The organism is Ochrobactrum sp. WV_118_8, from assembly GCF_039631535.1.
Taxonomy (GTDB): Bacteria; Pseudomonadota; Alphaproteobacteria; order Rhizobiales; family Rhizobiaceae; genus Brucella; species Brucella anthropi.
Genome location: NZ_JBDIUZ010000001.1, coordinates 540650 through 565135, shown reverse-complemented (window position 1 = coordinate 565135; position 24486 = coordinate 540650). Strand labels below are relative to the sequence as shown.

The following is a 24486-nucleotide window of genomic DNA, read 5'->3' as shown; positions in this document are numbered from 1 at the left end:
ATGCTGGAATTCTACGGACAAAAATTTGAAAGCCGCCTGCTGCTCGGCACGGCGCAATATCCATCGCCGGCCATATTAGCCGATGCGGTGCGCGCTTCGCAAAGCGATATCGTCACGGTGTCGCTGCGTCGTGAAAGTGGCGAGGCTCGCGCAGGACAGGATTTCTGGGCGCTTATCCGGGAGCTGGGCGTGGCCGTTCTGCCCAACACGGCAGGCTGCCACACGCCGCGCGAAGCGGTGACCACGGCAAAAATGGCGCGCGAAATCTTCGGCACCAACTGGATCAAACTGGAAGTGATCGGTGATACCGACACATTGCAGCCAGACCCGTTCGGACTGGTCGAGGCAGCGCGCGCACTCTGCGACGACGGCTTCGAGGTCTTTCCCTATATGAATGACGATCTGGTCGTCGCGGAAAAGCTCATCGAAGCCGGTTGCAAGGTGCTGATGCCCTGGGGCGCGCCCATCGGTTCAGGCCGTGGCCTCAACAACCCTTATGCGCTGAAGACCATGCGGGCGCATTTCCCCGATATTCCGCTTGTTGTCGATGCCGGCATCGGCGTGCCGTCCCATGCGGCAGCAGCGATGGAGCTGGGCTTCGACGCCGTACTCATCAACACCGCCGTCGCCAAGGCTGGCAATCCCGTCGCCATGGCACGTGGTTTCGCGCTTGCAGTCGAAGCCGGGCGGTTTGCTTTCGAAGCCGACGCCATCGAGGCGCGTGACATGGCCGCGCCATCCACCCCTCTTCTCGGAAAGGCATTTTTGTGATGGCCCTCGATCCGTTCTACCCGATCTTCGACAGCGCAAAATGGCTGGAGCGCATGGTGCCGCTCGGCGTCAAGCTGGTGCAACTGCGCGTCAAGGATAAGAGCGAGCCGGAGCTGCGCAGTGAAATCCGCGTCGCACGGGAAATCTGCCTTGCAAATGGCTGCCAGCTGATCGTCAACGACTACTGGAAGCTGGCGCTGGAGGAAGGCTGCGACTTCATCCATCTCGGGCAGGAAGACCTCGACGATGCCGATCTCAGTGCCATTCGCGGCGGTGGCTTGAAACTGGGTGTTTCAAGCCATGACGAGGCCGAACTGGACCGTGCTTTGTCGGTGAAGCCTGACTATATCGCACTCGGCCCCATCTATCCGACCATTTTGAAAAAGATGAAATGGCACGAGCAGGGCCTGCCGCGCCTTGGACAATGGAAGGCGCGCATCGGCGACATTCCGCTGGTGGGCATCGGTGGCATGAGCGTTGAACGCGCGCCCGGTGTTTTCGAAGCAGGCGCCGATATCGTCTCCGTCGTCACCGACATCACCCTCAATGCCGACCCCGAAAGCCGCCTGCGCCAATGGATTGAAACCACGCGCGCTTATGCAGGCCATACTCTGGAGCAGACCCTATGAAAAAGACCGCCTTCGCCGCCCTGTTCGGCCTCGCCCTCACGGCTGCCACTTCGGCTCAGGCTGACGACAAGCTGAAGCTCATTCTCGACTGGTATGTGAACCCTGATCACGGTCCCATCATCGTCGCCGACAAGCTTGGCTACTTCAAGGATGCCGGGCTGGATGTGGACATCGTTGCACCTGCTGACGCCTCGACGCCCACCAAGATGGTGGCGGCAGGGCAGGCGGATCTCGCCATTTCCTATCAGCAGCAGGTGCATCTTCAGGTGCATGAAGGCCTGCCGCTTATCCGCGTCGGCACGTTGATCGACTCGCCACTCAACTGCCTGATGACCAGAGACGACGGATCGGTGAATTCCATCGCCGATCTCAAGGGCAAGAAGATCGGCTATTCGGTCGCCGGAACCGAGGAAACATTGCTCGGCACCATTCTCGGCCAGCACGGCGTCAAACTCTCGGATGTCGAGCTCATCAATGTGAATTTCTCACTCGCGCCATCGCTGATGTCGAAGCAGGTCGATGCGGTAATGGGTGCCTATCGCAATGTCGAACTGAACCAGATGGCTGTCGAAGGCGTGCCCGGAAAATGCTTCTTCGTCGAGGAAGAAGGCGTGCCGGTTTATGACGAGCTCGTCTATGTCGCAGCTTCCGACAAATTGGACGCGGCGGAAAAGGACAAGATCGCACGCTTCCTCTCGGCTACCGAGAAGGCCGCGCAGTATATCGTCAACCATCCGGAGAAGAGCTACGACGTCTTCGCATCCTATAGTTCCGAACTCAAGGACGAGCTGAACCAGCGCGCCTGGAAAGACACGGTCGCTCGTTTCTCCCGCTCGCCTGCAAGTCTCGATTACGGACGCTGGAGCCGCTACGAAACCTATCTTAAGGAAAACGGTCTCGTGCCTTCAGTCCTTCCGGTCGAAAAATTCGCCATCGACGTCAACGCGGAAGGGAGCAAGTCATGAGCCAACCGCATTATTCATCCGAACTGTTCACGCGCCTGCGCGCCGCGACGCTTGATGACTGGAAGCCCTATATCGATCATGAATTCGTGCGCGGATTGGGTGACGGCACGTTACCCAAGGCGGCCTTCCTGCATTATCTCCGTCAGGATTATGTCTATCTGCACCACTATGCCCGCGCCTTCGCGCTGGGTGTCGTCAAGGCCAACACACTGCAGGAAACACGGCTCTGCGCCCAGATCATGCATGGTCTGGCCGTCACGGAACTGCCGCTCCATGTCGGCATTTGTGCTCGTGAAGGGATCAGCGAAGACGCGCTTTACGCGACGAAGGAAGAACCGGAAAACCTTGCTTATACGCGCTATGTGCTCGACTGCGGACAGGCGGGCGATTTCCTCGACCTGCTGACGGCGCTCGTGCCCTGCGCACACGGCTACGGCGAGATCGGCCTCAACCTTGCCGTGACCGCCCTGCCCGGTACGCCTTATCAAGAATGGATCGACACCTATGCGGGGCCTGACTATCAGGACATGTGCCACACGGTCGGCAAGCTGTTCGATCAGGCTGCAAAGGACCGCATCGGCGACGACTTTGAGAAAAGCCCGCGCTGGCCAAGGCTCTGCCAGATTTTCGCGACGGCAAGCAGGCTCGAAGCCGATTTCTGGTCTATGGGCTTGAAGGCCGGATAGTGGACGAAGCACTCCCGAACCGAAGTCGAAAAAAGCGTGCTGCCGACGGTTTACTGTCGGCAGCCATAGCGCTTGCCATCTGGCAGGCGGTGGTGAGCATCGGCCAGATGCCGCGCTTCATTCTGCCCGGCCCGCTGGATGTGGTGCAGTCACTGATCGGCAATGCCGGGCTGATTGCCGAAAACGCTGCCGCCACTATCGGCGAAGTTTTAGGCGGTCTGGCGCTTGGCTGCGCGGTCGGCATTGCCACCGCCATCTGCCTGATGATGTCACCGCTGGCGCAGCGGCTCGTCATGCCCGCCATGGTGTTCAGTCAGGCGATCCCAATCTTCGCGCTCGCCCCCATTTTGACTTTGTGGCTTGGCTACGGTCCCGCATCGAAGATTGCAGTCACAGTGCTGATGATCTTCTTTCCCGTCGTTTCGACATTCTTCGACGGCATGCGGCGTACCGACAGTAGCCTTATCGACGCAGCGGAAATTCTCGGTGCCGGACGCATGGCGATCCTGTTTCGCATCCGCATTCCATCCGCCTTTCCTTCGCTGGCGTCGGGTCTGAGCCTCGCCGCAGTCTATGCGCCCATCGGCGCTGTAGTCGGCGAATGGGTGGGCGCATCGAAAGGTCTCGGCTATCTGATGCTGCTCGCCAATGGACGCGCCAAGGTGGATCTGATGTTCGCCTGCCTGTTCGTGCTGGCGGCATTCACCATGCTGCTGCACGGCACCGTGTCGCATTTCGCCCGCAAGCTTGCTGCCTGGCCTAAAAAAGCCGCATAAAAAAACCGGCGGTTTCCCGCCGGTTTTTGCATCCACTCACATTGCTATCAGGCCAGCGTATAGGCTGTCTTGACCGTCGTGTAGAACTCGGCGGCATAGCGGCCCTGCTCGCGCGGACCGTAGCTCGAACCCTTGCGCCCGCCGAATGGCACGTGGAAATCGACACCGGCGGTCGGCAGGTTGACCATCACCATGCCCGCTTCCGAATTGCGCTTGAAATGCGTGGCGTATTTCAGGCTCGTCGTGCAGATGCCAGACGACAGGCCGAAGCTCGTATCATTGGCGGTAGCAAGCGCTTCTTCATAATTCTTGACGCGGATGACCGAAGCGACCGGACCAAAGATTTCCTCGCGGCTGATACGCATCTGGTTGGTGGCTTCGGTGAAAAGCGCAGGTTGGAGGTAGAAGCCCGGCGTTTCGCGGTTCAGACGTTCGCCGCCAAAAGCAAGCTTTGCGCCTTCCTTGCGACCGATCTCGATATAATCCATGTCCTGCTGAAGCTGGCTTTCATCAACAACCGGGCCGATATGCGTGCCCTGCTTCAGGGCATTGTCGACCACAACGCTTTTCAGCTTTTCGATTGCAGCAGCGACAAACTTGTCATGGATACCTTCCGTCACGATGATACGCGACGATGCCGTGCAGCGCTGGCCGGTCGAGAAGAAGGACGAATTGACCACGGACTCGACAGCGACATCGAGATCGGCGTCATCCAGGACGACAACCGGGTTCTTGCCGCCCATTTCGAGCTGGAAGCGGCGGTTATGCTCGATGGAAGCCGCCGCAACGCGCTTGCCCGTACCGGTCGAGCCGGTGAAGGTGACGGCCTGAACGTCCGCACTGTCCAGAATGGTCTGGCCGACAACCGAACCCTTGCCCATGACGAGATTGAGAACGCCCTTTGGCAATCCCGCACGGTGCAGGATATCGACAATCGCCCAGGAGCAGCCCGGCACGAGATCAGCCGGTTTGAACACAATCGTGTTGCCGTAGCAAAGTGCCGGCGCAATCTTCCAGGCCGGAATAGCGATCGGGAAATTCCATGGGGTAATGATGCCCACGACACCGATCGGCTCACGGGTGATTTCCACACCGATACCCGGACGTGCAGAAGGCAGAACTTCGCCAGCCAAACGCAGGGCTTCGCCCGCGAAGAAATCAAAAATCTGGCTGGCGCGAATGGTTTCGCCGATGCCTTCAGCCAGCGTCTTGCCTTCTTCGCGCGACAGGAGACGGCCAAGCTCGTCCTTGCGCGCCAGAATTTCATCGGCAGTTTTGCGCAGGATGGCGTGGCGTTCCAGAATGCCGGAACGCGACCAGGCCGGGAAAGCGGCTTTCGCGGCGGCAATGGCTGCCTTGGTGTCTTCGGCAGTTGCCCGCGCATAGGTCCCAACGACATCATTCGTATCCGAAGGATTGATATTGGCGATCCCGTCGCCGCCGACCCATTCGCCCGCGATCAGATTTTGATGGACTGTCATGAACTCTCCCTGTGCGCCGCACGGCTCTGATATATCTCAGAACGACCCTTCACCCATGAGCGGCAGAATTGCAAGGCCGGAGCCGTCCTGTAACGGAAAAAGTGAAAATATCCGTTCAGCAAAGGGCTGAAAGCTGGATCAGCACTTAAAACAAGGCTTGCAAATTTGTCACAGTCAAATGATTGGATAGAAAATTCGTCATTTTGCGCCTTGGCAAAAATTTTTGCTCATTTATTGTGCATCTATCTGCAACACTGGCAAGAGGTATGAGATGCGTATCTATTACCCATTCCCCATGGTGCCCAGTGTTTGCGCGGGCGCTTCAAAGCTTTAAGTCTTTGGCCCGCATTGCAGGCTGAGGCCTGAACGCCCTCCCTAAAAGGGCAGATTCCAAAACTTCCAAATTTGCCGCAGCCCTCACCGGCTGCTTGTTTTGTCTTCTTTAAAGGAACCAGAATCCGTTTAAACACGGCCTGGTATTATAGATATGACTCGGTTTCGCATAGATTTCCGGGGACCTGCCTTCCGCAATGTCCTCGGCTACACTTTCGGCCATTGGCGAAGTCAGCCCTTGCGGCTGACGCTGATGATAATCGGCATGCTGCTTGCAACAGCCGCAGATGTTCTGACACCACTCTATTCCGGTCGGTTGGTCGACGCATTGTCGCTTGGCGGCGACAGTGGATGGGATGCGGCCATCCACGCCCTGATCATCCTGCTTGCGCTGGGTGCGCTGGCGTTGATTACGCGTCAGCTGACCTTCTATGTCATCACGGACTTCACCTTGAAGATCATGAGCGACATGGCAGCAAGTTCGTTCCGTAAGCTGCAGCGGTTTTCGACAGACTGGCACGCCAACGCCTTTGCCGGATCGACCGTGCGCAAGGTCTCGCGTGCCATGTGGGCGCTCGACCTGCTCAACGATACGCTGATCGTGGCACTGTTGCCGTCAATCCTGATGCTGGTTGGTTCGGTGGTACTTCTATCGTGGTACTGGCCGCTGATGGGGTTGCTGGTTGCAATCGGTTCGGTGCTGTTCATCGTCTGCACGATCGTGATTTCGCTTGGCTTTGTTGCGCCTGCGGCAACGCTTGCCAATAGCTGGGACACGCGCATGGGCGGCGCTTTGGCCGATGCCATTTCGTGCAACGCCGTTGTCAAGGCATTTGGCGCGGAAAGCCGTGAAGATGCGCGTCTTGCAAGGGTCGTTTCCAAGTGGCGCGGTCGCACACGCCGCACATGGCTGATCGGTACGCTGAATGGATTCATTCAGGGCGCGAACCTGCTGGTGATGCGCGGCATGGTCATCGCCTTTGCGCTCTATCTGTGGAGCCAGGGCAAGGCAACGGCGGGTGATATCACCTTCGTTCTGACAGCCTTCTTCATGTTGCAAGGCTATCTGCGCGACGTAGGAATGCATATCCGCAACCTGCAGCGTTCGGTCAACGACATGGAAGAACTGGTCGACATCGAGGCACAGCCTTACGGCATTGCCGACAAGCCAGGTGCACCGGCGATCAAGATTGGAAATGGCGAGATCACCTTCGATCACGTCACTTTCCACTATGGCAACCACGAAGCAGCCCTCTATCGCGACTTTTCAGTCAAGATCGAGGCAGGCGAACGGGTTGGTCTGGTCGGTCATTCGGGCTCGGGCAAGACGACGTTCGTCAAGCTGATCCAGCGTCTCTACGATGTCAGTGGCGGCGCCATCAAGATTGACGGACAGAACATTGCCGAAGTCACACAGGCATCGCTCAGATCGCAGATCGCCATCGTGCAGCAGGAGCCAATCCTGTTTCACCGGACGCTGGCCGAGAACATCGCCTATGCCCGCCCCGGTGCGACACAGGCGGAAATCGAAGAGGCTGCACGCCTCGCAAGCGCACATGACTTCATCAGCCGCCTGCCGAAAGGCTATGCAACGCTTGTCGGTGAACGGGGTGTGAAGCTTTCGGGTGGCGAGCGTCAGCGTGTGGCGATTGCCCGTGCGTTTCTGGCAGATGCACCAATCCTTATTCTGGATGAGGCCACATCGAGCCTCGATTCAGAATCGGAAGTGCTGATCCAGCAGGCAATGGAACGACTGATGGTTGGTCGTACGACGCTTGTCATTGCGCACCGGCTTTCGACGGTTCGTGCGCTTGACCGGTTGCTGGTTTTCGACAAGGGCAAGATCCTTGAAGAAGGCGATCATGATGCGCTTATCCGCAAGCCGGGTGGCATCTATCGCCGCCTGTTCGAGCGGCAGGCGCTGGAACTGACCAAGGGACTGGAAGACGTCTTTTCGTAATCCAATCCGCTATAATGCCATGGACAGGGCCGGAATAGTTCCGGCCCTGTTTTCATTTTAGAGCATTCTCTGTTTTGATTGAAACATTCGAAATGCTCTATCTGTTTGTTTTTACCCATGTCTTTATCCCGAAACCGGTTCCCACTTTCGGGAGACATGCTCCATTCATCATCCATTCAGATCACGGTGCGTATCACTCGCGGCCCAAGCGTGCCTTGACATTTCCATGACAGAAATGTGACAGGCTTTTTGTAGAAGTGCGGGAGTTAGTGAGTAAAACATGCCGGGTGTGATGGAAAATACCGCAGCGCGTCGCTGGAGCGATGCCGCGATTTTCGGGCCTGCCCGTATTGCCTGGCCGCTGCGCCTCGCCGCAATTGCGCTCGCTTCCATTGTACTTTCAACGCTGCTGGTTTTCACTGTCGAATGGATCGTGCGCGGCTCGTTCACCGACACGATGCAGTTCTTCCGCACACCGCATAAGCCTGCATGGACGACCGTTGCGCTCTTCGTCGTGGTCCTGACAGCAAGCGACGCTATTTTCGGACGCATTCACTATGGCTTCTTTGTTGTCGCCCCGCTGGCACTGATTGCGGCCACAACTGCACGCGAAAAGAGCCTTTATCTCGGTGACCCGCTTTATCCGAGCGATTTTCTCTATGCCCGTCAGATCGTCGATCTTCTGCCGCTTCTGGTGCGTGACCGCCCGTGGAGTGCGGTCGGCATAGCCCTGCTTCTCATCGCTTCGGCAGCGGTGATGATCACCGTGACGCTGTTCTGGTGGCGGCGCTTTGACCCAATCCCATGGAAGGGTCGGATGCTGCGTATTGCCTTCGCGCTGCCCTTGCTCGCCTGGTTCGCAGTGATTTCCGACTATGCCAGTTTTTCGCTGGCGCGCGACCGTCTGCGCATCCTGCCGATCATGTGGGACCAGAAGGAAAACTACGCCCATAACGGCTTTACCATGGCCTTCATCCTGAATGTGCCAATGGCTACCGTCTTCGCTCCGGAAGGCTATTCTTCCGAAGCAATTGCCGCCATCGAACCGCCGGCGCAGTTGATCCCTGCTGCATTCGATACCAGCAAGCCTGACGTCATTATGGTGATGAGCGAATCCTTCTGGGATCCGACCCGCCTTCCGGGCGTGGCTTTCAGCGCCGACCCGATCCCGACAGTCCGGGCGGAACAATCCGGCCATGTCTTCTCGCCAGAATTCGGTGGCATGACTGCCAATGTCGAGTTCGAGGCTCTGACCGGTTTTTCCAAAGCCTTCCTGCCCTCCGGCAGTATCCCTTATCAGCAATATATCCGTCGCCCGCTTCCCTCGCTTGCAAGCTTTTTCAAGGATCAGGGTTATGCGACGCGCGCCATCCACCCCTATCGCCAATGGTTCTGGAACCGCGGCCCCGTCTATGAAAGCATGGGCTTTGACAAGTTCATGTCAGAAGAAAACATGCCACCGCTGGAAAAGCGCGGCTCATTGGCCTCCGACGCTGCTTTGACCGACGAAATCATCCGCGAAGCAGATTCCATGGATGCGCCGTTCTTCTTCTTTGCCGTCTCACTTCAGGGACATGGCCCCTACGAAGCCAATCGTTACCCGGATTCCAAACTTGAGGTGCAGACTGACGCCAGCGAGCACACGCGCCAGTCGATCCGTTCCTATTCGCAAGGCGCCATGGATGCCGATGCGAGCCTTGCACGGTTGATGGAGTGGGCGTCGAAGCGCGACCGCGAAACCATTCTCGTCTTCTTCGGTGACCATCTGCCACCACTCGGCCCCGTCTATGTCGAGACCGGGTTCATGGCAAACCGGGTCGCGAGCCGCACAGCGCCTGCCGCCGATATGATGCTGCAACACGAAACGCCGCTTGTTCTCTGGTCGAATAAACGTGGTGCCGAGCGGGGAACCGGTACGATCAGCCCTGCCTTCCTGCCCCTGCACATTCTGGATATGGCGGGTATGCAGCATCCCTATTACACAGGCTTCCTGCGTCAGTTGCATGAGCGCTACCAGGTCGTTGACAATCATGCGGTTTACGACCGTTCGGAGAAAGTCGAGGAAGGCTGGCAACAGAGACCGCCATTTCCTCCTCTCCTGCGTGACTATCAGATGCTGCAATATGACATGATCTTCGGCAGCAATTTCGCCCGCGAGCGGTTCTTCCCCTCGCGTCCAGCACAGAGTTAGACAGGCCTATACCGGCGCTTTTCCCGATGACTGGCGGATGATGAGTTTATACTCAATCCGCCGGGAGGCTGACAGGTGACCGGTTTCGATCTGGTTGAGAAGCATGTCCGCTGCATCGCGGGTCATCTCGAAAATCGGCTGGCGGACGGTGGTGATCTGCGGCGAAACCATGCTGGCAATCGCGCTGTCATCGAAGCCAACCACCGTTAGCTGATCAGGTATCGCAATGTTGCGGTCATAGGCGACCTGCATGACGGCGGCGGCCATATCGTCGTTTGACGCAAACACAGCGGTGGGTGGTTCCTCAAGCGAAAGCAGCTTCTTTCCGGCGGCGAGACCGCTCGCAAAACTGAAGCCACCCTGCACCTCATAATCGGGATTGCGCTTGATCCCTGCCTTTTCCAGTGCGCGGCGATAGCCCGCGAGACGCAGCTCTGCCGAGCGATGGGTTGGATCGCCAATCACGATCGCAATCCGGCGATGGCCGAGTTTCAGAAGATACTCCATCAGATCGACGCCAGCCGCTTCGTCATCGATCGTGACGCTATCGGTCGGGTGCACGTTCGCGTCGCCTGCGACACGGGCAAATGGCATTGCGGAAGCCGTCAGTTCGGCCAGAATTTCAGGATCGTCCGACATGGGGGGCGTCACGATGATGCCGTCGAGACCGGAAGCGTGGGCTGTTTCGATCAGCGCACCACGGATGTCTTCACGATTTTCGACGGGGAAGATCAGCAGCCGGTATCGCGTGTCGCGCAGCCGTTCCAGTGCGCCCATCTGCAGTTCGGTGACATAGCTGGCGCTGGGGTTCTCGAAGAAAAGTCCGATCAGGTGAGAACGCCGTTCAACAAGGTTGCGCGCTGCAGCATTGGGACGGTAACGGAGCTCACTCCCCGCCTGCCTGACTTTTTCGCGAATGGCTTCGCGCACATTCGGTTCGTCATTGTAGACGCGTGAAACTGTCTTGATCGACACACCGGCAAGGCGTGCCACATCATGAATGGTTGCTCGTTTTCCTGCTGCGGCCATGTTGGATCGTCTCCCTCCCTCTCCGATCTAACTAACCGCTTCGCCACAAAACGAAAAGAGAAATCAGGGAACCGAACAGACCCGCGAACGCGTCAGAAACCGAACTTCGCGCCCATTGTCGAGGGAGAACATGCCTCCGCGCCCCGGAACGACATCGATGATGAGTTCGGTATGCTTCCAGACCTCATATTGCGGGCCGCTGATATAGACCGGAGCGTCACCGATTTCGCCCAGTTTTACATCCGTATCGCCGACAATAAATTCTCCTTGCGGATAGCACATCGGTGATGACCCGTCACAACAACCACCCGACTGGTGGAACATGATCGGCCCATATTCGGCCTGCAATTCACGGATGAGGTCAAGCGCTGCCGCCGTGGCGCTAACCTGACCCTTGCCGTCGCCGGGAGCTACCTCAACCATATCCTCCTCCATGATACGAAAGGGCGGAAATTCACCGCCCTCTCTTAATATTAGCCCAACTTGCCTATTGAGTCAGGTCCACGACTACGCGACCTTCAATATTGCCTTGGCGCATATCATCGAAGATGGAGTTGATATCTTCGAGCTTCTCCGTGCGGATGGTAGCGCGGACCTTGCCGTCGCCAGCAAAATCCAGCGACTCCTGCAGATCGAGCCGCGTACCGACGATTGAGCCGCGCACGGTGACGCCGTTCAGCACCATGTTGAATATTGAGAGCGGGAAGTCACCGGGTGGCAAACCGTTCAGCGATACAGTCCCACCACGCGATACCATGCCCAAGGCCTGTTCGAATGCGATCGGCGAAACAGCCGTAACCAGCACGCCTTGCGCACCGCCATCGGTTTCTTTTTTGATATAGGCCGCCGGATCATTATGCGTTTTGGCATTGACGGTAACGGTCGCGCCAAGTTTCCGCGCGAGATCAAGCTTTCTGTCGTCGATGTCGACAGCGGCAACGTTAAGCCCCATTGCCTTGGCATATTGCACCGCCATATGGCCGAGACCACCGACACCGGAGATCACAACCCAGTCACCGGGTTTGGTATCCGTTACCTTCAGACCCTTGTAGACCGTCACGCCAGCACAGAGAACCGGCGCGATTTCGTTGAAATCAATGTTCTTCGGCAAGTGACCAACAAAATTCGGATCGGCAACGACATATTCGGCAAAGCCACCATTGACCGAATAGCCTGTATTAAGTTGCTCTTCGCAGAGTGTTTCCCAGCCGCCCAGGCAATGACGACAGTGGCCACATGCGGTATAAAGCCATGGAACGCCGACGCGGTCGCCTTCCTTAACGTGTTTGACACCGCTACCGACAGCCGAAACATAACCGACGCCTTCATGCCCCGGAATGAATGGCGGGTTGGGCTTTACCGGCCAGTCGCCTTCGGCTGCATGCAGATCGGTATGGCAAACGCCGGACGCATGGATGGCAACCTGTATCTGTCCCGGTCCGGGCTCGGGTATCGGCACTTCGTCGATTGTCAGTGGCTTTCCGAATGCGCGCACCACAGCGGCTTTCATTGTCTTTGCCATGAAGTTTCTCCTTCGTTGTCGAACTGAGCTGGCTTCCTGGGGGAGGGAAGAAATGAATGTCGAAAACTGAATGCTTTCCGGAGGCACTAGAAGAAGGTCGCCCGGGCGTTTCCGCCCAGGCCCCCTTGGGAGGGGTATTGGAAACCGTTATGCTCGACGCAATACTGGCATGAGGAACGGTTCCATCCCTTGATTGAGCGCAATACGAAGATGTTTTCTCCGTATTGCAGTTCCGGGGTCAGCTTCGGCTAGAAGAAACCCAGTTTCTTCGGGCTGTAGCTCACCAGCATATTCTTGGTGTTCTGATAGTGATCCAGCATCTTGAGGTGGTTTTCGCGACCGATACCCGATTGCTTGTAACCGCCAAATGCCGCATGTGCCGGATAGGCATGGTAGCAATTGGTCCACACACGACCGGCCTGAATGGCACGTCCGAAGCGATAGGCACGCGTGCCATCACGCGTCCATATACCGGCACCCAGACCGTAAAGCGTATCGTTGGCAATCGATAGCGCTTCCGCATCGTCCTTGAAGGTAGCAACAGACACAACCGGTCCGAAGATTTCCTCCTGGAAAATGCGCATCTTGTTAGTGCCCTTGAATACGGTCGGCTTGACGTAATAACCGCCAGCCAGATCGCCCGGCAGAATATTGCGCTCGCCACCTGCCAGCACTTCAGCACCTTCTTGGCGGCCAATATCGAGATAGCTCAGGATTTTTTCCAGCTGCTCACTGGAAGCCTGTGCACCGATCATCGTGGCAGGATCGAGGGGATCGCCCTGCACGATTGCATTCACGCGCTTGAGCGCCTTTTCCATGAACTTGTCGTAAATCGATTCATGGATGAGCGCGCGACTTGGGCATGTGCAGACTTCGCCCTGATTGAGTGCGAACATCACAAAGCCTTCGATGGCCTTGTCGAGGAAATCGTCGTCTTCCGCTGCGACATCCTTGAAGAAGATATTCGGCGACTTGCCGCCGAGTTCCAGCGTAACCGGGATGAGGTTCTGGCTGGCATATTGCATGATCAATCGACCCGTCGTCGTTTCGCCGGTGAAGGCGATCTTGGCGATACGCGGGCTCGATGCGAGCGGTTTGCCTGCCTCAAGACCAAAACCATTGACGACATTGATCACACCGGGGGGCAAAAGATCGCCGATCAGATCCATGAGCACCAGGATCGATGCCGGTGTCTGTTCAGCCGGTTTCAGTACGACGCAGTTGCCCGCCGCAAGGGCCGGAGCAAGCTTCCACGTCGCCATGAGAAGCGGGAAATTCCACGGAATGATCTGACCGACAACGCCGAGTGGTTCATGGAAATGATAAGCGACCGTGTCGTGGTCGATTTCGGAAATGCTGCCTTCCTGGGCGCGGATCACACCGGCGAAATAACGGAAATGATCGATGGCCAGAGGAAGATCGGCAGCGGTGGTTTCGCGGATTGGCTTGCCGTTGTCCCAGGTTTCGGCGGCAGCGAGCGCAGGCAGATTTTCCTCAATCCGGTCAGCAATGCGATTGAGGATGAGCGCGCGTTCCGCCGCGCTCGTCTTGCCCCAGGCATCCTTGGCGGCATGCGCTGCGTCGAGAGCCGCTTCAACATCGGCGGCATCCGAGCGGGCTACTTCGCAAAGCACCTGACCATTGACCGGTGAAGTGTTCTCGAAATAGCGGCCCGACTTGGGCTCGACCCATTTGCCCCCGATGAAGTTTCCGTAGCGTTTTGCGAAAGCCGGCTTCACGGTCCGGCTGAATTCAACCTTGTTCATGACATTCCTCCCAAAACCACGCTGCTCCTACAGCGTTTCATGAGTGAGGATCGCGCGGCAGCACGAAAGAGTCATCCCGCGCATTCAAGCTCGCAAGGTTATGTGTCGCAATATTGAGACAGTTGCGCCCGCTTATTGCCGATTAGTGCGGACGAATGATCTTCAGGCGGTTGAGCTTGCGATGAAGCGTGGCGCGACTGATGCCCAAAAGGCCGGCTGCGGCCGAAATATTCCCTTCTGCGCGCGCAAGAGCGCGCAGAATAACGCTGCGCTCTGACTCGGCCATATCCTCACGAGGGTCAGCATGCCAGCCGAGAAGATCGGCTGCAGGCAACGGAACTGCAATAGCGGCATCGTCAAGGCCCATTGCCAGACGCGCCGCACGTGTGGCGCCGATGACCAGATCATCCTTGTCGACCGCGATCAGTGCTCCGCCGGTTCTGTCGGGGCTTGGCGCCAGCATGATACGAGCCTCGGGAAAAGCCTGACGGAAATTTTCAGCCTCGATGCGCCGTGCAGCATCGATCACTGCGACAGATATAAGCTGCGCAAAAGCCTCCGTCAGATCGGCGCGGCACGAGGAAACATCAAGCGCTGCCATCAAACGCCCTTGATGATCATGGATCGGGGCGACCGTACAGGAAAGCCCGATATTACGGGTATGAAAATGCTGGTCGCGATGAATTGTCAGCGGGCGCTGTTCAACAATGCATGTACCGATACCGTTGGTACCTTCGCTCTGTTCGCTCCAGACAGCACCGGTCCAAAGCCCCCAGCGATAGAATGTATCATCGTCGCCCGGCGCACCACGACGTTCAACGGGAACGCCCTCACTGTCAGCCAGAAGCACGCAACAACCCACACCACCGACGGCCAGATAAAGGCGATCCATACTGGCTTGCGCTATGCTGACAAGACGTTCGATACGTTGATGAGCGGTTCTGAATTCACCATCGGAAAGGGTGCGCACCGACCCCAGTTCGGCAGGATCAAGCCCGTGCAGTTCCGACGAGCGTCGCCATGAGGCGACCAGAGCAGATCGCGCTGCCCCTCCCGCTGTCATGATCGCGGATTGAATCAGATCGGCATGTGTTCGGTCTTGCGGTGTGCCCATCTTTTCCTCCCAGGAAGGCTGGAACCCGCTGTCTGGGAGGATAATGACCGCTCAAAACACAACTGGCAAGTGCGGCTACAGATTGAGAGGGCTTAGGCGACGCGTGCAGGCTTCAGATATTCCTCAAGCGAGGAAACATCCGCCGCATTCAGGCGAAGACCAAGTTTCGTACGCCGCCACAAAATATCCTCGGCGCTCACCGCCCATTCATTCTCAAGCAGATACTGCACTTCGGCTTCATAAAGATCGGCACCGAAATGCTGTCCAAGGTCGGCAAGTGAAGTGGCTTCCCCAAGCAGAACATGAATACGCGTTCCATATTGCCGGAACAGGCGCCGCGCATGAGCAGGCGTCAGGAAAGGATATGCAACTTTCACCTTCTGCAGCTCACGCTCGAACTCGACATCCACGAAATCACCACCGGGTAACGGAGCAGCATGGGTCCACGGCGCACCTTTTTGCCCCAGCCTATGCTCGATCTTCTCCAGCATATGTTCGGCAAGTCGCCGCGCAGTGGTCAGCTTACCGCCAAAAACGTTGATCAGAGGTGCAAGCCCATCGGGTGCATCTTCTTTCAGGACATAATCGCGCGTTGCTTCCTGTGCCTTGCTTGCACCGTCATCATAAAGCGGGCGCACACCGGAATAGGTCCAGACGATATCCGCGCGTCTGACCGGCTCCTTGAAATATTCGCTGGCTGCCGCGCAGAGATAGTCGGTCTCACCATCGGTGATCGCAACCTTGGCCGGGTCACCCTGATAGTCCTGATCGGTTGTGCCAATCAGGGTGAACTCATCCTCGTAGGGGATGGCGAATATGATACGCCCGTCATTGTTCTGGAAGAAATAGGAACGGGGATCGGAGAACTTCTTGCGCACCACAATATGGCTGCCCTGAACAAGCCGGACATTGTGAAGCTGTCGATCTCCTTCGACACCCTGCAGAACCTTGTCGGCCCAGGGACCAGCAGCATTGACCAGCAGACGAGCCCGAACTTCCTCGCGCTCATGTGTACCGGTATCTTCGAGCGTAATGGTCCAGTATTCCCTGTCCCGGCGCGCCGCCACGACCTTGGTTCGGGTTTGGATTATCGCTCCGCGATCCGCTGCATCACGGGCAGTTAAGGCAACGAAACGCGCGTCATCCACCCAACAGTCCGAATATTCGAATGCCTTGGTAAAAAGCGGTTTCAAGGGCTGCGCAGCCGGGTCGGAGCGCATATCAAGCGTACGCGTGGCGGGGAGCTTTTTACGCCCGCCCAGATGGTCGTAGAGAAACAGCCCGAGCCTCAACAGCCATGCAGGGCGCATTCCGCCCTTATGATAAGGCAGCACAAAGCGCATCGGATGAATGATGTGCGGTGCATTGGCCCACAACACCTCGCGCTCCATCAGCGCCTCGCGCACCAGACGAAATTCATAGTGCTCCAGATAGCGTAAACCACCATGAATGAGTTTGGTTGCCCGCGATGAGGTGCCACTTGCCAGATCGTTCATCTCGGCAAGGCCAACTGAAAATCCCCGACCAACCGCATCACGTGCGATACCGCAGCCGTTGATGCCACCGCCGATTACAAAAATATCAAATAGTTTCTCTTGCGCCATGGCGAACCCCGAAGACCACTCTCCGAAAACCAAAGCGAATATAAATCATTTCATACGAAAGCAAATCGAAAATAAACGAAACTATGCTTGTTTTTCTGCCGCCCGGCTTTCTCCAAGGGTTTCAATCAGCTCTACCTCACTTTCGTGGCACAGCTCCCGCAACTGGTTCGACGGACAATGGTCGGTAATGAAGGTATTGATCTGCGATATGTGGCCGATACGCACCGGAGCTGTCCGCTCCAGCTTTGTGGCGTCAGTCACAAGGATTACGTGCCGGGCATTGGCGATAATGGCCTGCGCCACCTTCACTTCGCGGAAATCGAAATCGAGCAAAGCACCGTCTTCGTCCATAGCCGAAGCGCCGATGATTGCGTAATCGACCTTGAACTGGCGGATGAAATCAACGGCGGCCTCGCCAACAATCCCTCCATCAGACGGGCGCACGACGCCACCTGCCACCACCACCTCTATAGAGGGGTGAACACGCAACGTATTGGCAACATTGATATTATTGGTGATGACCATCAGATTGTTGTGGTCGACCAGCGCTTGACTGACGGCTTCGGTTGTGGTGCCGATATTGATGAACAAGGAAGCACCGTCCGGAATGATTTCTGCGGCAGCGCGCCCGATCGATTCCTTTTCATGCGCGGCGATGCGGCGTCGTGCTTCATACTCCATGTTCTCGACGCCGGATGGATAGAGTGCACCCCCATGGATGCGGCGCAACATCCGGGCGCGGCAAAGATCATTCAAATCCTTGCGGACCGTCTGCGGCGTTACCTCGAAAGCCGCAGCCAGATCATCCACCAGAACCTGCCCTTGCTTGCGAGCGAGCTCAAGAATTGCATTGTGACGGGGAGTGAGCTGCATTTTTATCCCGGATCTGGCATTATTCTGATTACGTTCGGGTAATTTCGCGTTTTTTCGATAGAAAGCAACCATTTCAGTTCGAATGGCTTCGAATAGCATTCGCTTTTCAGCAATTTTCGATATTTGTCGCTTTCGCCCAATGGCCAACAAAAGCAGCATAAATTCAAGTATAAACATTCGTTTACATTTCAAACGAAACGCATATTTCACCGATCAATGTCTAAAGCTCGACCGCCCCTTCGAACGGCCCGATGCAACTCTCATAAACCTAATCGCTAATAGAGAATCCAATATCTATATTCACTGAAAATCGAACAGTTGTATTCTTTCAGTTATCTCTTGCACATGAAAGACTGAAGCAAAGCAAGAGTTACCGGTATGGTAAAAACTTCGCATAGCGCATTTATCCCGGTTCGATGTAACTAAAAAACAAAACCATCGAGCCGTTTAATGATGTTGTTTAGCTTTGGTCGAAGAATGTGGGGAATGAGTAGCGTTATAGCGTAGCAGATCGAGTATGTAATCAGGCTCTGGAAGGCTGGCATTTCAGGGGAGACTGGACTGAGAGCCCAACAAAAGAACATCCATCCTTATTATGGAGGAGCGGATCACCAGTTCGCCCCTCCACATTTTGTGGGCAACAGGCGCTGAGCCAGATCAACGAAAATCGAAATAGTCAGTCGAAATCGAACTTCTCGCCGTACATTCTGTGCAGTTTGCACGCTACTTCCGTGCGGTTCGCGGCACCGATCTTCTTCATGATGTTATGCACGTGTGCCTTTACCGTGCCTTCGCTCATACCGAGTTCGAACGCGATGATCTTGTTCGATTTGCCAATTCGGATGGCATGGACGACCTCGATCTCTCGTGCCGTGAGCAGTTCACCCAAAACATCGTCGTCGATATCGGTCGGCGCGGTTTGGAAAACCATGGAGGCCGGAACATACATACCGCCAGCGGTGGCAAGATGGATGGCTTCAACACAGACTTTGATATCGACTGAAGTGGGAATGTAGCCACGAGCACCGATTTCCATGGCGCGCACAACCTGGGACCACTCCTCGCGTTCGGCGAGAAAAACGACCGGAACCGGACGCCAGAGTTCGATCACAGCCTGCAACTTCTTCGGAAAAAACGGATCGGCCAAACGCTTTGAGCCGATATTGATCAGAACAACAGCAATATCGTCCGTTGGATCTGCGAGTTCAACCGCCGCTTGCGTTTCCACGGGAAGCTTGAGTCCGTTCAGCACAAGCCCGTTATAAAGGCACTGCCGCTCAAGATTGCTCTTGCATACGAGCAACAAACGCCGACCACGTGCTGCCTCAATGCTTGCGGCGTTTCCCCTGTCGCCCATGCTTTCCGAAGCAGCCCAAAGGCTATCCCCTCTTGTTTCCAACATGTGATACTCCCGGCGCTACTCAAGTTGCTCTATGTTTATGCATCCAACTATTACTTTCGTCAGAGACGAGTGATTTCCGGTGCTTGTCTGGATAGACCTGTAGCCTTGACTGGGGTAAATATTGCTATCGGGAAATAATCGTGTCATTAACTTATGTTAGCAATGCAGAAAATTTATGACCGTCCATAAGAACGACTTGGAGAGAGGTAGGATATAGCCTCTATATCTTTCGTTTAGTTGGTTTTCGATTTTACTGAATTCGTCAGCGCAAAGGGGGGCAATTGCGCGTTTCAAAGCTCAGGGGCACTCAGACTTCCAACTGAAATGTTCAACTGGTTGTTTATTCGATTTCCGCGCAAAACCGCCATGCGGTATGGTGGAAGTGCTTTAAATTGCATATCGATTTGATTGAATCGAACGAGCGCCCTAACTGTTCATGTTGACGCGCATCTTTTCCGAAAGGCTGTTTCACAAATTTCGGGATACGCTCTAGTGGGTTAGAAATGCATAGTGGCAAGCAGATCACAGACCCATCGATTGAAGCGCTTATTGGTTTATTGGAGGCACCTCCAATTCTTGCCAAGCTGGAAGCGCGGGAAACAGATGCGCTTTCTTCTCTCACTGTTATCGAAAACGATTATGCGGCCGATGCCACCCTCATTGAACAGGGGGCACGTGTCAGAAGCATCCATCTCGTGCGATCCGGTTGGGGGTGCGTATATCGCGATCTTTCAAGCGGCGAGCGGCAGATCATCGACTTTCCCATGCGTAGCGATTTTCTCGGACTCCGAACCGCCGATGGCTACAGCTACAACACAATCGCGGCAATTACGCCTATGTCGGCTTTCGAGATTCCGCTTGCCTCACTTGAAGCTTCTATCGAACGCGCGCCACGTCTCAGTCTGATCCTTATCGAACTTCTGGCGCGGCAGCGGTCGATGTTGATCGAACATCTCACCAATATCGGATGCCGCGCGGCGTTCGTCCGAACTGCGCATCTGTTTCTGGAGCTTTCCGACCGCGTGAAATCGTGCGGAATGGGTGATCCGAATTCGTTCTACTGCCCGCTGACGCAATATCAGCTTGCCGACGCTCTTGGACTGACACCGATACATCTCAATCGGATGCTGCGTGACCTGCGCGAGGAAGGGCTGATCCTGTTTCGCTCAAACCGAGTGGAGATACTGGATCGCAAACGCGTGGTCGCCCTCGCCCAATATGATGGGGAGTTCATGCGCATGTCGGTTTTCGGGAGACAAGAGTAAGTCGAAACTTTCGGGAAAATGGTCGGAGTGAGAGGATTCGAACCTCCGACCCCCTCGTCCCGAACGAGGTGCGCTACCAGGCTGCGCTACACTCCGTGACCACGTGGTCTTGACCATTGAGGCGGCTTATAACGCCCCCAATTTCAAGCTGCAAGAGCATCCTGTCGTTTTTTTAATGCCTAACCCCAAAAGTTGGAAATGGCTTCAGACGAGTTGTATATGAGAGCAGGACGGCGCTATCCATTTGCTTCCAAAATCTATTAAAGCATAGCAAAAACAGGCTTCGTACCACCGCCAAAAGCCACGAAATTGGGATTTGCAAAACCCGCAACACCTTCATTGGCGCGTTGACCATAAGAGAGCGGCGTTCCCTCGAAAGTCGTGGTGAGGCCACCAGCGGCGCGTAACACGGCATCGCCCGCCGCCGTATCCCATTCCATCGTCGGGCCGAAACGTGGATAAATATCGGCCTCTCCACTGGCAATCAGGCAGAATTTCAGCGACGAACCGATGGAAACACAGCTGTTGATCCTGTTGTCGTTCAGGAACTTTTCCGTTTCCGGGTTCTTGTGTGACCGGCTGCAGACGGCCACCCGCTCTGGCCCATGGACGCGCACCGCTATCCCACGCCTTGTTCCGATTGCATGATCTTTGGTCGTCGTTATTTCTTCAGCACCATTGCTGTTTCCAATAAACAAGCGATTGCGAACTGGTGCATAAACGATGCCGAGAACCGGAGCGCCGTCCTCGATCAGGCCGATATTCACCGTGAAATCGCCGTTTCGCAACAGAAACTCACGGGTGCCGTCGAGAGGGTCGACCAATAAAAATCGCCGCCCCAAATGTGAAGGCAAACGTCCCGCTGCCACTTCTTCTTCAGCCACAACCGGAATATCCGGAACAACGGAAGCGAGTGCAGCAAGAATGATGGCTTCCGCGTCACGATCTGCTTCCGTGACCGGGGAAGAATCTTTCTTACTCTGAACCGCGCAACCATTGGCATAGTGCTTCATGATAACGCGCCCCGCCTCGAGTGCAGCTTCCTGCAGGACGGCCAGCATTGCTTCGTCGTTCGGATCGGCTTTCGGGGAGGCTGAAATCTTCATTGCTCAGATTGACCAGGAATCGCTGCCATAACTGCCGATGATACTACGTTCGGCAAGATACTTTTCTACTTCTGCGACGAGTTCGTCAACGTCACGACCCGTCGTGCTCAGGCGTAGTTCCGGTGATATTGGCGCCTCATAGGGAGAATCGATCCCGGTGAAAGCCTTGATCTCGCCACGCAAAGCCTGCGCATAGAGCCCCTTCGGGTCACGCGCGATGCATTCCTCTATCGGTGTATCCACGAAAATCTCGACAAACTCGCCTTCAGGCAGGCGAGCGCGAATCCGATCACGCTCAGCTTGAAATGGCGAGATGAAGGAGACCAGCACAACCAGCCCCGCATCGGTCATCAACCGGGCGACTTCGCCGACACGGCGGATGTTCTCCGCCCTATCCTCATCGGAGAAGCCCAGATCGCTGTTGAGGCCATGACGGACATTATCACCGTCCAGCAGGTAGGTGTGCTTGCCAAGCGCGTGGAGCCGCTGTTCCAGCCGATTTGCAATGGTGGATTTGCCGGAGCCGGACAGACCCGTAAACCAGAGCACAGCCGGTTTCTGGAATTTCTGCGCTGCGCGTGTCTGTTTGTCGAGGTCGAAGGACTGCAGATGCACATTCGTCGCCTGACGAAGCGCGCTATCGATCATTCCAGCACCCACAGTCGCGTTGGTAAGCCGGTCGATCAAGACGAACGCGCCCGTTACGCGATTATCCGCGTAAGGATCGAACGCAATCTGATCCACCGTCTGGAGATGGCAAAGTCCAATCTCGTTGAGGTCAAGGCGGGGTGCTTCCTGACGGGTGAAGCTATCGACATCGGTTCTGTATACGATCTCATTGATCGTTACCGGTGTCTGATCAGTCTCAGTACGCAGGATATAGGAACGGCCGGGATGCAATGCCTCCTCGCCGAACCAGACTATATTGGCTGAAAACCGATCAGCAACTTCGGGCCGGGCCTCCGTCCCGACCAGCATATTGCCGCGCGAAACCTCGATCTCGTCCTCCAGCACCAGTGTGACAGCCTGTCCTTCGGAAGCACGTGGCAGGTCACCGTCATAGGTGGTGATGCGTTTTACGCGGGAGGTTTTGCCTGATTTGGCAACCACCACGGCATCACCGGCACTGATCGAACCGGATGCCACAGTGCCGGAGAAGCCGCGAAAATCGAGATTCGGCCGGTTCACATATTGCACCGGAAAACGAAACGGCTTGGCCGCTGCCTCCGTGTCGATGCGCACGGTCTCCAGATGTTCGAGCAGATGCGGCCCTTCATACCAGTCCATGCGTGGCGACGGCAGGGTGACATTGTCGCCGAAACGCGCCGAAAGCGGGATCGGCTGGATGCTGGCAAAGCCTAATTCATTGGCGAAACTCATATAATCGGCAACGATGCCCTCGAAAGCCTCTTGCGAAAAATCAACCAGATCAATCTTGTTCACGGCCAGAACGATGTGACGAATACCAAGTGCCGCGGCAATGAAGGAATGGCGTCGTGTCTGCGTCAGTACACCCTGACGGGCATCGATGAGCACGATAGCAAGATCGGCTGTAGAGGCACCAGTCGCCATGTTGCGCGTATATTGCGCATGGCCGGGTGTATCAGCGACAATGAATTTACGACGTGGCGTCGAAAAGAACCGATAGGCGACATCGATGGTGATGCCCTGCTCCCTCTCGGCCTCCAGACCGTCAACCAGCAATGCAAAATCAAAATCGTCATCCGTGGTACCGAACTTGCGGCTGTCGTTCTTCAACGATGCGAGCTGGTCCTCGAAGATCAGTTTCGTGTCATAGAGCAGGCGTCCGATGAGCGTTGACTTGCCGTCATCCACCGATCCGCAAGTAAGGAAGCGCAAGAGTGTCTTGCGCTCCTGATCGGCCAGGAAGTCGCTGACTGCAGCATTGGTCGCAACAGGCTTGATTATCGCATTCATCAGAAATAGCCCTCGCGCTTCTTTTTTTCCATCGATCCGGCTTCGTCACGATCGATGGCGCGGCCCTGCCGCTCGGATGTACGGGCAATCAGCATTTCTTCGACAATATCGGAGAGGTCAGCCGCACTGGATTCAATAGCGCCGGTCAACGGATAGCAGCCAAGCGTGCGGAACCGCACCAGCCGGTTTTCCACCGTTTCGCCCGGACGCAACTTCATGCGGTCGTCGTCGAGCATGATCAGCATGTCGTCGCGTTCGACCACCGGACGATGCGCTGCAAAATAAAGCGGGACGATGGGGATATTCTCTTGCAGGATATATTGCCAGATATCGAGTTCAGTCCAGTTCGACAGCGGAAAGACGCGGATCGATTCCCCTGCGGAAACCCGCGTATTGTAGATCTTCCACATTTCCGGACGCTGGTTCTTGGGGTCCCAACCATGCTGCGCGTTACGGAAGGAAAAGATGCGCTCCTTGGCGCGCGATTTCTCCTCGTCGCGACGGGCGCCACCAAAAGCAGCATCGAACTTGTACTTGTCGAGCGCTTGCCGCAAAGCGACCGTCTTCATCACATGAGTGTGGACATTCGATCCATGGCTAAAGGGGCCAACCCCCTCGCGCACGCCATCCTCATTGATATGCACGAGCAGCTCAAAACCCTTTTCACGCGCCTGGGCATCGCGAAACTCAATCATCTCCCGAAACTTCCATGTCGTATCAACATGCAGAAAGGGAAAAGGCGGCGGAGCGGGATAGAATGCCTTCATCGCCAGATGCAGCATCACCGACGAATCCTTGCCGACCGAATAAAGCATTACCGGGTTGGAAAAACTTGCCGCAACCTCGCGAAAAATATGGATAGCTTCCGCCTCAAGGCGCTGAAGATGCGTCAGGTTCTTGGTCAGGGATGCATGATGCACGACTACTTACTCCCGGCAACCGGATGGGGACTCGATACTGGCGGGAGGGATGGCGAATGCCTTCATCCGGCGCAGGTGTGGCAAAAGCCACGGTGCGCGCATTGTCGTGAAATGATGCGGAAAAGTGAAAGAAACCTATCGCGTATTGCAACTCG

At 56.1% G+C, this 24486-nt stretch carries 20 protein-coding genes and 1 tRNA gene; 8 read left to right on the top strand and 13 right to left on the bottom strand.

Annotated elements, in window-relative coordinates; all coding sequences use genetic code 11:
* Genes ABDF71_RS02645 through ABDF71_RS02625 form a run of 5 tightly spaced genes read left to right on the top strand, consistent with a single transcriptional unit; the run spans position 1 to position 3827 of the window.
* Positions 1–771, top strand: a complete 771-nt coding sequence (locus tag ABDF71_RS02645; protein WP_259030262.1) for a thiazole synthase — start codon at positions 1–3, stop codon at positions 769–771.
* Entirely contained in the window at positions 768–1400 is a 633-nt protein-coding gene (locus tag ABDF71_RS02640) for a thiamine phosphate synthase (RefSeq protein ID WP_500060981.1), read from the top strand. Before ABDF71_RS02645 ends, ABDF71_RS02640 begins: the two co-directional genes overlap by 4 nt.
* Complete coding sequence (locus ABDF71_RS02635) at positions 1397–2365, top strand: ABC transporter substrate-binding protein (RefSeq protein WP_151662929.1); 969 nt, start codon at positions 1397–1399, stop codon at positions 2363–2365. The genes ABDF71_RS02640 and ABDF71_RS02635 overlap by 4 nt, the downstream gene beginning before the upstream one ends.
* Complete coding sequence (gene tenA, locus ABDF71_RS02630) at positions 2362–3051, top strand: thiaminase II (RefSeq protein ID WP_151662928.1); 690 nt, start codon at positions 2362–2364, stop codon at positions 3049–3051. Before ABDF71_RS02635 ends, tenA begins: the two co-directional genes overlap by 4 nt.
* The gene (locus ABDF71_RS02625; RefSeq protein ID WP_151662927.1) at positions 3051–3827 is read left to right on the top strand and encodes an ABC transporter permease; all 777 of its coding nucleotides are present in this window, start codon (positions 3051–3053) and stop codon (positions 3825–3827) included. The genes tenA and ABDF71_RS02625 overlap by 1 nt, the downstream gene beginning before the upstream one ends.
* Positions 3828–3874: 47 nt before the next feature.
* Here the strand turns inward: ABDF71_RS02625 and ABDF71_RS02620 are convergent, their stop codons facing one another.
* A complete protein-coding gene (locus tag ABDF71_RS02620; protein ID WP_010658048.1) occupies positions 3875–5308 on the bottom strand; it encodes an aldehyde dehydrogenase family protein in 1434 nt (477 codons plus the stop codon).
* A gap of 487 nt (positions 5309–5795) precedes the next feature.
* Between ABDF71_RS02620 and ABDF71_RS02615 the strand changes: the two genes are divergently transcribed.
* Positions 5796–7601, top strand: coding sequence for an ABC transporter ATP-binding protein (locus tag ABDF71_RS02615; protein ID WP_151662926.1), 1806 nt, complete (start codon positions 5796–5798; stop codon positions 7599–7601).
* A 280-nt stretch (positions 7602–7881) separates the two neighbouring features.
* On the top strand, positions 7882–9792 hold the full coding sequence (locus ABDF71_RS02610) for an LTA synthase family protein (protein ID WP_500060977.1): 1911 nt from the start codon (positions 7882–7884) through the stop codon (positions 9790–9792).
* 6 nt (positions 9793–9798) lie between these two features.
* On the opposite strand, the gene ABDF71_RS02605 is transcribed toward ABDF71_RS02610, so the two are convergent.
* The 8 genes from ABDF71_RS02605 to ABDF71_RS02570 form a co-directional block, all read right to left on the bottom strand.
* On the bottom strand, positions 9799–10821 hold the full coding sequence (locus ABDF71_RS02605) for a LacI family DNA-binding transcriptional regulator (RefSeq protein ID WP_040128975.1): 1023 nt from the start codon (positions 10819–10821) through the stop codon (positions 9799–9801).
* Positions 10822–10884: 63 nt separating this feature from the next.
* A complete protein-coding gene (locus tag ABDF71_RS02600) occupies positions 10885–11244 on the bottom strand; it encodes a DUF779 domain-containing protein (protein WP_010658044.1) in 360 nt (119 codons plus the stop codon).
* Positions 11245–11308: 64 nt separating this feature from the next.
* On the bottom strand, positions 11309–12343 hold the full coding sequence (gene adhP / locus ABDF71_RS02595) for an alcohol dehydrogenase AdhP (RefSeq protein ID WP_010658043.1): 1035 nt from the start codon (positions 12341–12343) through the stop codon (positions 11309–11311).
* 248 nt (positions 12344–12591) lie between these two features.
* Positions 12592–14109: an aldehyde dehydrogenase gene (gene adh, locus ABDF71_RS02590; RefSeq protein ID WP_011982458.1), complete on the bottom strand. Its 1518-nt coding sequence runs from the start codon at positions 14107–14109 to the stop codon at positions 12592–12594.
* Positions 14110–14251: 142 nt separating this feature from the next.
* Positions 14252–15223 (bottom strand): GAF domain-containing protein, encoded by a 972-nt coding sequence (locus ABDF71_RS02585; protein WP_010658041.1) that lies wholly within the window; start codon positions 15221–15223, stop codon positions 14252–14254.
* Between the two features lie 92 nt (positions 15224–15315).
* Complete coding sequence (gene glpD, locus ABDF71_RS02580) at positions 15316–16827, bottom strand: glycerol-3-phosphate dehydrogenase (protein ID WP_029925888.1); 1512 nt, start codon at positions 16825–16827, stop codon at positions 15316–15318.
* A gap of 81 nt (positions 16828–16908) precedes the next feature.
* Positions 16909–17700: a DeoR/GlpR family DNA-binding transcription regulator gene (locus tag ABDF71_RS02575; RefSeq protein ID WP_010658039.1), complete on the bottom strand. Its 792-nt coding sequence runs from the start codon at positions 17698–17700 to the stop codon at positions 16909–16911.
* 676 nt (positions 17701–18376) lie between these two features.
* A complete protein-coding gene (locus ABDF71_RS02570; protein ID WP_500060973.1) occupies positions 18377–19102 on the bottom strand; it encodes a LuxR C-terminal-related transcriptional regulator in 726 nt (241 codons plus the stop codon).
* Between the two features lie 503 nt (positions 19103–19605).
* On the opposite strand from ABDF71_RS02570, the gene ABDF71_RS02565 reads away from it, so the two are divergent.
* Positions 19606–20367, top strand: a complete 762-nt coding sequence (locus ABDF71_RS02565; protein WP_029925890.1) for a Crp/Fnr family transcriptional regulator — start codon at positions 19606–19608, stop codon at positions 20365–20367.
* A 19-nt stretch (positions 20368–20386) separates the two neighbouring features.
* Here ABDF71_RS02565 and ABDF71_RS02560 read toward each other — a convergent pair.
* The 4 genes from ABDF71_RS02560 to cysD all read right to left on the bottom strand — a co-directional run bounded on the left by ABDF71_RS02560 (position 20387) and on the right by cysD (position 24331).
* Positions 20387–20463, bottom strand: a tRNA-Pro gene (locus ABDF71_RS02560).
* Positions 20464–20627: 164 nt separating this feature from the next.
* The gene (gene cysQ / locus ABDF71_RS02555) at positions 20628–21473 is read right to left on the bottom strand and encodes a 3'(2'),5'-bisphosphate nucleotidase CysQ (protein WP_010658035.1); all 846 of its coding nucleotides are present in this window, start codon (positions 21471–21473) and stop codon (positions 20628–20630) included.
* Positions 21474–21476: 3 nt separating this feature from the next.
* A complete protein-coding gene (cysN, locus tag ABDF71_RS02550; protein WP_151614936.1) occupies positions 21477–23411 on the bottom strand; it encodes a sulfate adenylyltransferase subunit CysN in 1935 nt (644 codons plus the stop codon).
* The gene (gene cysD, locus ABDF71_RS02545; protein ID WP_010658033.1) at positions 23411–24331 is read right to left on the bottom strand and encodes a sulfate adenylyltransferase subunit CysD; all 921 of its coding nucleotides are present in this window, start codon (positions 24329–24331) and stop codon (positions 23411–23413) included. The genes cysN and cysD overlap by 1 nt, the downstream gene beginning before the upstream one ends.
* Positions 24332–24486: the final 155 nt, after the last annotated feature.

What these genes read in the sequence shown, in the direction of transcription:
- ABDF71_RS02615 (WP_151662926.1), top strand. Translation starts at nt 5,796, where the DNA reads ATGACTCGGTTTCGCATAGATTTCCGGGGACCTGCCTTCCGCAATGTC.
- adh (WP_011982458.1), bottom strand. Translation starts at nt 14,109, where the DNA reads ATGAACAAGGTTGAATTCAGCCGGACCGTGAAGCCGGCTTTCGCAAAA.
- ABDF71_RS02635 (WP_151662929.1), top strand. Translation starts at nt 1,397, where the DNA reads ATGAAAAAGACCGCCTTCGCCGCCCTGTTCGGCCTCGCCCTCACGGCT.
- glpD (WP_029925888.1), bottom strand. Translation starts at nt 16,827, where the DNA reads ATGGCGCAAGAGAAACTATTTGATATTTTTGTAATCGGCGGTGGCATC.
- ABDF71_RS02605 (WP_040128975.1), bottom strand. Translation starts at nt 10,821, where the DNA reads ATGGCCGCAGCAGGAAAACGAGCAACCATTCATGATGTGGCACGCCTT.
- cysN (WP_151614936.1), bottom strand. Translation starts at nt 23,411, where the DNA reads ATGAATGCGATAATCAAGCCTGTTGCGACCAATGCTGCAGTCAGCGAC.
- cysQ (WP_010658035.1), bottom strand. Translation starts at nt 21,473, where the DNA reads ATGAAGATTTCAGCCTCCCCGAAAGCCGATCCGAACGACGAAGCAATG.
- ABDF71_RS02645 (WP_259030262.1), top strand. Translation starts at nt 1, where the DNA reads ATGCTGGAATTCTACGGACAAAAATTTGAAAGCCGCCTGCTGCTCGGC.
- ABDF71_RS02620 (WP_010658048.1), bottom strand. Translation starts at nt 5,308, where the DNA reads ATGACAGTCCATCAAAATCTGATCGCGGGCGAATGGGTCGGCGGCGAC.
- ABDF71_RS02565 (WP_029925890.1), top strand. Translation starts at nt 19,606, where the DNA reads ATGCATAGTGGCAAGCAGATCACAGACCCATCGATTGAAGCGCTTATT.
- ABDF71_RS02570 (WP_500060973.1), bottom strand. Translation starts at nt 19,102, where the DNA reads ATGTTGGAAACAAGAGGGGATAGCCTTTGGGCTGCTTCGGAAAGCATG.
- ABDF71_RS02610 (WP_500060977.1), top strand. Translation starts at nt 7,882, where the DNA reads ATGCCGGGTGTGATGGAAAATACCGCAGCGCGTCGCTGGAGCGATGCC.
- ABDF71_RS02600 (WP_010658044.1), bottom strand. Translation starts at nt 11,244, where the DNA reads ATGGTTGAGGTAGCTCCCGGCGACGGCAAGGGTCAGGTTAGCGCCACG.
- ABDF71_RS02585 (WP_010658041.1), bottom strand. Translation starts at nt 15,223, where the DNA reads ATGGGCACACCGCAAGACCGAACACATGCCGATCTGATTCAATCCGCG.
- adhP (WP_010658043.1), bottom strand. Translation starts at nt 12,343, where the DNA reads ATGGCAAAGACAATGAAAGCCGCTGTGGTGCGCGCATTCGGAAAGCCA.
- tenA (WP_151662928.1), top strand. Translation starts at nt 2,362, where the DNA reads ATGAGCCAACCGCATTATTCATCCGAACTGTTCACGCGCCTGCGCGCC.
- ABDF71_RS02575 (WP_010658039.1), bottom strand. Translation starts at nt 17,700, where the DNA reads ATGCAGCTCACTCCCCGTCACAATGCAATTCTTGAGCTCGCTCGCAAG.